This is a genomic window from Oleiphilus sp. HI0123, from assembly GCF_001635315.1.
Window position 1 is genome coordinate 1 of sequence record NZ_LWGE01001078.1, and the last position, 8989, is coordinate 8989.

Below are 8989 nucleotides of genomic sequence, written 5' to 3' on the forward strand. Positions count from 1 at the left end.
CGTAATCGAAACAGCTCGCCAATTCCCAGACAAAATTGGTAAGGTTTACGCTGGACGTAACGGCATCATTGGAGCACTCCGTGAAGAGTTGATCGACACCAGTCTGGAAAGCATCGAAGATATCGCCGCACTAAAGCACACTCCAAGCGGTGCATTTGGTTCTTGCCGCTACAAACTGAAAAACCTTGATGAGAACAAGCGTGAATATGAACGTCTGATCGAAGTATTCAAAGCTCATGATATTGGGTACTTCTTCTATAATGGCGGCGGCGACTCTCAAGATACAGCTTATAAGGTTTCTCAACTAAGTGAAAAAATGGGTTACCCGATTACTTGTATCGGTGTGCCAAAAACCGTAGATAACGACCTTCCGTTCACTGATTGCTGCCCGGGCTTTGGTTCGGTTGCAAAATACGTCGCTATTTCTACTAAAGAAGCGGCAATGGACATCGCTTCTATGTGCGAGTCCTCAACTAAAGTATTTATTCTTGAGGTCATGGGCCGTCACGCAGGTTGGATCGCCGCAGCTGGTGGTTTGGCCGGCACCGAAGCGCACGAAGCACCACACGTTATTCTATTTCCAGAAATAGCCTTTGATAAACAGAAGTTTTTAGCACGTGTAGATGAAGCAGTAAAAAATTACGGTTACTGCGTTGTCGTGGCATCTGAAGGCGCTCAGTACGAAGATGGCCGCTTTGTAGCAGACGCAGGCGCAGTTGATGCGTTTGGTCATACCCAACTAGGTGGCGTCGCACCAACGCTTGCTAATATGGTTAAAGATGAATTTGGTTATAAATACCACTGGGCAGTTGCCGACTACCTTCAACGCGCAGCACGCCATATTTCCTCTTCAACGGATGTTGAGCAGGCCTATGCCATGGGCAAAGCAGCTGTTGATTTCGCTGTAAATGGTAAGAATGCAGTCATGCCAATTATCGTTCGCGAACAAGCCGCTCCATACAAGTGGTCTATCGGTGAAGCACCGCTTAGCCAGGTTGCTAACCAAGAAAAGAAAATGCCTATTCACTATATTTCAGATGATGGTTTCGGAATTACTGCTGAGTGTCGTGAATACCTAACTCCACTTGTTCAAGGCGAAGACTACCCGCCTTACGATGAGAACGGTATGCCGCGCTACGTTAAGCTTCAGAACAAGCTTATTGAAAAGAAGACAGGAAGTGAGTTCGAAGTTTAAAGCTTCGCAACACGCTTATCTAACTCAGAGACTCCGCCTACCCAAAGTTATGTAGGCGGCCCGTCTCGGGGCGCAGAACGGACATGCCGTTAGTTTCAGCCCTACGTATGCAGAGGGTTTCATCCTTCGCTAATGAATAGCCCCATAAAAACCTTGCCGCCAACAATCCTGGGCATCCAGGCCCATATGGATTAGCAAGCCTATCCCTATCCACCGAGTTGCTGGAAACAAAGCCATCAGAGCATAAACCGGAATCATAAATTCTTTATGTAGAGGGTGGAAACCAATACTGCATCGACCTGGGTCATAAATCGGTACCGCAAGTAAGTGATCAAGATCGACTAACATTGTCGCAACCAAAAGCAGATATATTTTTACCGTGAACTTAGAATCTCGTGTTTTGGCAAAGACTGCTGTTGCTACTAACAACGGTACGAGAAAGTGTAATGCGATATGAAGAATGATTTTCTCCCGATTATGTTTATACTGAACTTATCAAAAGCGCGGATGTTAAAGCATAGATATCGCTTTCGCGCTCCCAGCTAACTCCTGAAGGCTTTACCAATCAATGAACGAACAGTTTCCTGTATTAGAAGTTTCAAATCAAGAAAGCACAGCAATCGTTATTATCAATAGCGAACACTACGAAAACTGGGTAGCAAAGCAAGCCGAAAATATTAAGACCTGGTTGAACGCAAATAACTATGAGGGGAAAGGTGGAATCCTCATCCCGGATAGTGACGGCAGCGCACTGCAATGCATTTATGGAATGAGCCCTAAGAGTGACTACTTCATTGCTGGCGATCTAGCGCTACAAATTCCTGCGGCGCGCTACTCGCTGGATTGCAGTCAGTGCAGCGAGCTATTTGAAGACCAAACTGAGTTTGAAACTCAGTTCGCAATCACCTGGGCCCTCTCTTGTTACCGGTACACTGAATATAAAAAGAATGATAAGAGCCTGCCAACACTTTCTGTATCTTCAGAAGCAATACTCAACAAAGCACAGGCATTTTCTTCTTCAGTGTCATTAGTAAGAGATCTGATCAACACCCCAGCCAGTGACTTAATGCCTGAAGATATGGGTACCGTAGCTGAGCAGCTCGCAGAGCAATACGGTGCTAAGCTCGAACAGTTTGTTGGCGACCAACTACTTGAGCACAACTACCCTACCATTCATGCCGTTGGCAGAGCCAGTGTACATGAACCAAGGCTCATTGATCTTACTTGGGGTGACGAAGATGCCCCAAAAATAACACTGGTTGGCAAAGGAGTTTGCTTTGACAGCGGAGGCCTGGACCTCAAGCCCAGTAATGCTATGCGCCTTATGAAAAAAGACATGGGCGGCGCGGCGCACGTACTTGGGCTAGCAAAATTAATTATGGACCAAGCTCTTCCAATCAGATTACGTGTACTAATACCCGCAGTAGAGAATGCCGTATCTTCGAATGCTTTTCGTCCAGGTGATGTAATCACCACACGACAAGGAATTACTGTCGAAATTGACAACACTGACGCTGAAGGCCGCTTAGTCTTATGTGACGCATTGACCGAAGCAGATAGCGAAAACCCGGACATGATATTCGACTTTGCAACACTAACCGGCGCCTGCCGAGTTGCATTAGGAACAGAGTTACCCGGTTTTTTTTGCAATGACGAACAACTTGCATCTTCGTTGCAGGAGTGTGGAAAGAGCAGCCAAGACCTTGTGTGGCAACTCCCCCTACACAGCCCTTACCAGGACATGCTAAAAAGCGATATTGCTGACACCCTTAATAGCGCAGCCACGGGTTTTGGCGGCGCTATTACAGCAGCGCTTTACTTACAATTATTCGTGTCTGATGACACTCCATGGGTTCATTTTGATGTAATGGCCTGGAATAATCGAAAGCTTCCTGGGCGACCAACTGGCGGCGAAGCATTTGGTATTCGTGCAGTCTTCGACCTACTAGAGCAACGTTTCAACAAATAAAACAAATTAGCTATGTTACACATTCACCCTAACTATAAACTTATGAGAAGCCCAGTATGGCGAAGAAGCTAAAAAACGAAGCTCAACTCCTTAAAGAAGCAATTCGCATCGGCACCTTATATGCCGAAAAACGTGGCGTCGCAAAATTCGAAGCTGATGACTCTCAAGACGACAAAATCGAGTACATTTACCGCTTACTAGTACACGACAAGCAGCTTCAACCTCTTGCTAAGGATGATCTGACCTTGGTGAAAATGAAGCACAAAATTGTTATGTGGCTGTATAAGCAGTTACCCGAGGGACATCCGCTTAAATAATTTACTTTGAGCCATTGCTTTAGGCAATGGCTCAGACTATCTTATGCACTATTCACCTTCACGCCTGCCGTAGACAAACGTAAAAGCGAATCTACACTCAGCACGATGATCGTGTTGAACTCTTTTCAGTTGTAGATTCAACCATTAATTTCCAATGATTCAATCCAAGACACTGTAATGAGTTCGCCCAATAGCGTACACTTGTACTCAAACTTTAATTACTTGCACTGAGAGTCTAATGATTCGTTTTATTCGTTATTCCTTATTATCTATTCACTTTGTCATCAGTTGCGCTCTCGGCCTTCTTTACGGAATTATTCGCCCCTTTCACCCGACTAACAGCCGCTGGTGCGCACAGACATTTGCGTTTTTCGGCCTGCCTATTATTGGTATTAAGCCAAAATTGGTTAACGCCCATAATTATCCAAGCGATCGTCCTTTTATCGTGGTAGCCAATCACCAAAGCAACTGGGACTTATTTGTAACTGGATATTCCGTGCCGCCACGCACAGTCAGCTTGGGTAAAAAAAGCCTTAAATGGATTCCATTTTTTGGCCAGCTTTACTGGCTAGCTGGCAACGTGTTAGTTGACCGAGGTAACCCTAAAAAAGCGATGGAAGCAATGGAGATTACCAAAACAGCCCTCACTGAAAAGAAAACCAATATTTGGTTTTTTGCAGAAGGCACACGTAATCGTGGCAAGAACATGCTTCCATTTAAAAAAGGCGCATTTGTAACGGCCATCAACGCAGGCGTTCCTATTGTTCCCGTATGTACAAGCCCTTACTTAAAAGGTTTTAGTCTCAACAACCGCACGAATGGTCAGGCGATTATCGAAATACTTCCACCCATTGAAACAAAAGACCTTAGTAAAGACGACCTTGAAGAGCTAATGCTCAGTTGTCGGCTTGACATGATGGAAACTATCAGCCGCCTAGAGGATGAGTGCGGTAAATAGAGCGACACATCGCGACGCCCAAACTAGCCAGAACCTTTCGCTTCTGGCTAGCCGTCTCTATAAACCTTGCCTAGAATTCCCTTCCCCAAATTGATTTACGTCTAGAATCGTCTAATTAGCCCCCATACGCACATATTAAGCCTTAGAGACACTGGTCAAAACGAGATAAAGTTGTTTATCATCAACTATCCAAAAACAACAATGATTTGAAGCACTATGCTCAAGCCTCTACCCATAATCATGCCAGGCTTACGCTTTGTATTAGTAATCGCTTGCACGCTACTCGCTACCAATGCGCATAGTGAGCCACAACTGATTAAGCCCTATGATTTAAGCTCGTCATGGACTGGCTATCTGGCATTAAGCGTCTTCTGTCTCGCTTATGTTTTTGTCGTACTTGAAGAAAAAATACACCTGCGAAAGTCCAAACCAGTTCTTCTAGCCGCCTCTCTGATATGGATTATTATTGCTTTTGCGTACCACCGCTCTGGTGATAGCGAATTAATTGAGCCTGCAATCCGGCATAACTTCCTTGAATATAGTGAGCTATTTTTCTTCTTACTTGTCGCCATGACCTATATTAATGCCATGGTAGAGAGAGGGTTGTTTGATGATTTACGTTACTGGCTAATATCAAAAGGTTTTAGTTATCGCCAACTTTTCTGGTTCACAGGTTTCCTGGCGTTCGTAATTTCACCGATCGCAGACAATCTAACTACCGCACTTATACTTTGCGCCGTCGTTATCGCTGTCGCAAATGGTAAGTCTAACTTCGTCTCGGTCAGCTGCGTTAACATTGTTGTCGCAGCAAATGCCGGTGGCGCATTCAGCCCCTTCGGCGACATCACCACGCTAATGGTCTGGCAAAAAGGTATTATCGAATTCAGCGATTTTTTTGCACTCTTTCTCCCCTCCTTGGTCAACTTTTTAGTTCCCGCAAGCATCATGCACTTTGCAATCCATAAAGGCACACCCGATGACCCTGAAGGAAATGCTCGCCCGGTTAAGTTTGGTGGAGTTCCTATAGCTATTTTATTTATCCTAACTATTGCGACGGCTGTCACCTTTCATAGCGTCTTACACATCCCACCGGTATTTGGCATGCTCACAGGCCTTGCCTACCTTAAATTCTACGGTTACTTCCTCAACCAAAAGTCCAAATCCTGGAACCACGGCTCTGAGTACCCTCCCGGCGCGAACCAAGACCCTTATGACTTTGATGTATTCTCTAAAATCGCCCATGCTGAGTGGGACACGCTATTCTTTTTTTATGGCGTCATAATGGCTGTTGGAGGCCTGGGATTCCTTGGCTACCTTGGAATTAGCTCTGAGTATATCTACGGTGAATTTGGCGCAACAAACGCTAATATCATGGTGGGTGTCTTATCTGCTTTAATTGACAATATCCCGGTGATGTACGCCATTCTAACAATGAACCCTGACATGCCACACGTACAGTGGCTATTGGTCACACTGACCGCCGGTGTTGGCGGCAGCCTGTTATCAATCGGTTCGGCCGCAGGTGTCGCTCTAATGGGCCAGGCTCGGGGAAAGTATACCTTCTTCAGCCATTTAAGATGGACGCCAGTCATCGCGCTCGGCTACGCTGCCAGCATCTGGGTACACCTATTAATCAACAGCTAATGCTATAAGAATTTTTTATAGACTTGCTAATGCCACCACTCTACACCTATAAAACTCCCCCCTTCAATAAACTGACATACATCAAACTCCAGAGTACACCTGTAAGTTTATATTGACAAACAACACCCCCTTCTATAACGTCTATATCTAAGAGTACAACTGTTCTCCTAAATTACTACCACTCTCGAGGAAAATTATGGACACACTCAGCCAGAAACGACCATTCAATGATGTTGCGTCTTTAAAGCAACTGCCTCGGAAAGTAGCAGATCTTTTCAAGAGCACTGCTGGACTAAACAAACCAGCGAGCGAAGTTATTGATGAACGCTCCCCTACCATTAATGCACGCATTAGCCGGATAGTCAAAGAGACACACGATACCAAAAGTTATTACTTCAAAACTAAACAGTCTTTAAATCATCACAGCGCTGGCTCTCATATTAATATAAAGTTCGACAATAAAGGCGAAACCGTTGAAAGAACATACACCTTGTCTTCACAGCCAGAGCTAGGCTTTGATCATGCACAACAAAACGAGTACGCCATTACGGTTAAGTGCATAGAAAAAGGATTAGCTTCAAACTGGCTATTCTCACAGCTTAAAGTTGGAGACGAAATCAATGTCAGTAAGGCGCAGGGACAATTTGTATTACCCTACCACCCTCCAGGAAAGATTCTTTTTCTCTCTGCAGGAAGCGGCATAACTCCCGTCATGTCAATGCTTCGCTACCTGTCAAAAACAGGTAACCGCAGTGATATTGTGTTTATAAATTACGCTAAGTCAGCCAAAGATCTTATTTTTAAAAAAGAGATTGAAGAGTTAACAAGCAGTCGCTCAAATATTAATAGTCAGTTTGTGCTAGAAACTGGCTCACGCGGAAAGAAAAGCGGCCTAATAAATAGTTCACAACTTCAATCACTCGTTCCTGACTTATCAAGTCGCGACATCTACATGTGTGGCCCCCAAGGTTTTATGAAGGCATCTATGGAAATATTTGAGCAGCTAAGCATAGCCCCTTCAAAAATCCATCTAGAGAACTTCACTTCAGACCTGGCTGATGCCAGTACATTAGGCTACTCGAGCGAGCTTCAATTCGACTCCTTAGATGCATCAGTCGTATCAAGCCCAGCAAGAACAATATTGCAGGAAGCTGAAGCGGCCGGTTTGAAGCCTAAATCAGCATGCCGCACCGGAATCTGCCGAACCTGCCGCTGCAAGAAAGTTTCAGGCACTACCGTCAATCTAGCAACCGGGGAAGAGTCGACAAAAGATAATGACTACATCCTTCCCTGCATATCCGTTGCGAAAACAGCAACTCACATCGAGTTATAGGACAGTTTTATGAGCAATCAAAGCAAGGTTCAAGAAAGTACAAAAAAAACACTGGTCGATATTAAAACAGCGTTTAAAAGTAGCGATAAGCCAGATTTAAGCCCTCAGCAAATCAATGACTTCCAAAAAGAACTGGACGAGTTACGCTACTCTATCGAGTCAAAGCTAGGAAAAGAAGATATCGACTATTTTCAACAAATTGTCGACATACAGCGTTATTTGGAAATATCAGGTCGCCTATTGATTCATTTTAGTATCGAACCGGTTAGCTGGGCCCTGGGTGTCGCCAGCTTGAGCGCAGCACATATTCTCGAAAATATGGAGATAGGCCACAACGTTATTCACGGTCAATATGATTTCATGGGCGATGAAACGTATAACTCTGACTATGAGTGGACGATGACTGGCACCGCTAAAAACTGGAAACGAGCACATAACCATCACCACCACGCATATACCAACGTAATAGGTAAAGATACCGATTACGGCTTTGGTCTATACCGTTTTTCTGAAGATATTGAATGGAAACCGATTCACTTGCTACAGGTTCCATTCAATGTCGCCAATGCATTGGCATTTGAGTTTTCGGTAAGCCTGTATGATCTTCAGCTTACTCAGTACTTGCTACCAAAATGGTTACGTCAGGCAGAACACGATGACCTACTGCCTCTTCCGGAAGTATTTCAGGAACTTAAAGAATTTGTCGCCAAAGCAAGCAAGAAAGGCCTCAAGGAGTATGTCTTCTACCCCGCACTTGCCGGGCCACTAGCACCAAAGGTTCTTGCCGGAAATGTAAGCGCCCAAGTAATTAGAAACGTGTGGGCTTTTGCTGTTATTTACTGCGGTCATCTACCTGATGGCAATTTCACCTTCACTGAAAAGGAAATGGAGGCAGAGACAAAGGGACAGTGGTATCTACGCCAAATTCTTGGTTCCAGCAATTTTGAAGGGGGCCTTTTAACTCACATTATGAGTGGGCATTTGAGTCACCAGATAGAGCACCATCTCTACCCAGACCTGCCAGCGTGGCGTTATCGAGAGCTTGGCCCAAAAGTCCAGAATATCTGCGAGCGCTATGGCGTTCCTTATGCTAAAGGGAAAATGGTGCCAATGTTAGGTACCGTTGCCAGGCGCTTGGTAGAACACTCTCTTCCCGAAAAGGTAAGCGAAAAAATTACTGAAAAAGTACCTGGTTTGGCCTCTATTAAAAACAAGTTTGCTAGTTTGTTAAACACTGCCAAACCAGGAACTGCCGAGATACAGGTTATTTCACCTAAAACAAAGTCATCCAAGAGTAAGCTGAGCGCTGCGTAAGATCTGTTTAATTTTTCTATAAAGTTCTGTAAAGTGCCCGGCGAAACAGCTATATAAATGACCGGGCATTTAACTATGGGATACTCTGCAACTCGCCTTGATCGCCTAGTAAGCAAAAAACTTTCGATTAGCAAAAGAGAAGTTCAAACTCTCATTGCGCAAAGAAGAGTCCTAGTTAATGATGTTCCTGCTTCATTCGCCAGTTTACCGATTAAACAATTCACTCGCGTCACGGTTGATAAAACAGATATACAGAATA

Annotated in this window: 9 protein-coding genes; 8 read left to right on the top strand and 1 reads right to left on the bottom strand. The window is 44.6% G+C overall.

Annotated elements, in window-relative coordinates:
* Positions 1–1195 (top strand): 6-phosphofructokinase (locus A3761_RS10410; protein ID WP_068750185.1); only part of this gene is annotated, 1195 nt, incomplete at its 5' end.
* Between the two features lie 129 nt (positions 1196–1324).
* Here A3761_RS10410 and A3761_RS10415 read toward each other — a convergent pair.
* A complete protein-coding gene (locus tag A3761_RS10415; protein ID WP_197470100.1) occupies positions 1325–1660 on the bottom strand; it encodes a DUF6122 family protein in 336 nt (111 codons plus the stop codon).
* 103 nt (positions 1661–1763) lie between these two features.
* Here A3761_RS10415 and A3761_RS10420 point away from each other — a divergent pair, with 103 nt between their 5' ends.
* The 7 genes from A3761_RS10420 to A3761_RS25735 all read left to right on the top strand — a co-directional run.
* Positions 1764–3164 carry a M17 family metallopeptidase gene (locus A3761_RS10420; protein WP_068510979.1) on the top strand — a complete coding sequence of 467 codons (1401 nt, stop codon included), beginning with the start codon at positions 1764–1766 and terminating at the stop codon, positions 3162–3164.
* A gap of 56 nt (positions 3165–3220) precedes the next feature.
* Positions 3221–3481, top strand: a complete 261-nt coding sequence (locus A3761_RS10425) for a DUF5062 family protein (protein WP_068510982.1) — start codon at positions 3221–3223, stop codon at positions 3479–3481.
* 238 nt (positions 3482–3719) lie between these two features.
* A complete protein-coding gene (locus A3761_RS10430; protein ID WP_068510984.1) occupies positions 3720–4439 on the top strand; it encodes a 1-acyl-sn-glycerol-3-phosphate acyltransferase in 720 nt (239 codons plus the stop codon).
* Between the two features lie 216 nt (positions 4440–4655).
* Complete coding sequence (gene nhaD / locus A3761_RS10435) at positions 4656–6083, top strand: sodium:proton antiporter NhaD (RefSeq protein ID WP_231872250.1); 1428 nt, start codon at positions 4656–4658, stop codon at positions 6081–6083.
* Positions 6084–6279: 196 nt separating this feature from the next.
* On the top strand, positions 6280–7416 hold the full coding sequence (locus tag A3761_RS10440; protein WP_068554450.1) for a flavin reductase family protein: 1137 nt from the start codon (positions 6280–6282) through the stop codon (positions 7414–7416).
* A 9-nt stretch (positions 7417–7425) separates the two neighbouring features.
* Positions 7426–8730: an acyl-CoA desaturase gene (locus tag A3761_RS10445; RefSeq protein ID WP_068516104.1), complete on the top strand. Its 1305-nt coding sequence runs from the start codon at positions 7426–7428 to the stop codon at positions 8728–8730.
* A 75-nt stretch (positions 8731–8805) separates the two neighbouring features.
* The coding region (locus tag A3761_RS25735; protein WP_255374937.1) for a S4 domain-containing protein at positions 8806–8989 on the top strand (184 nt) is incomplete at its 3' end.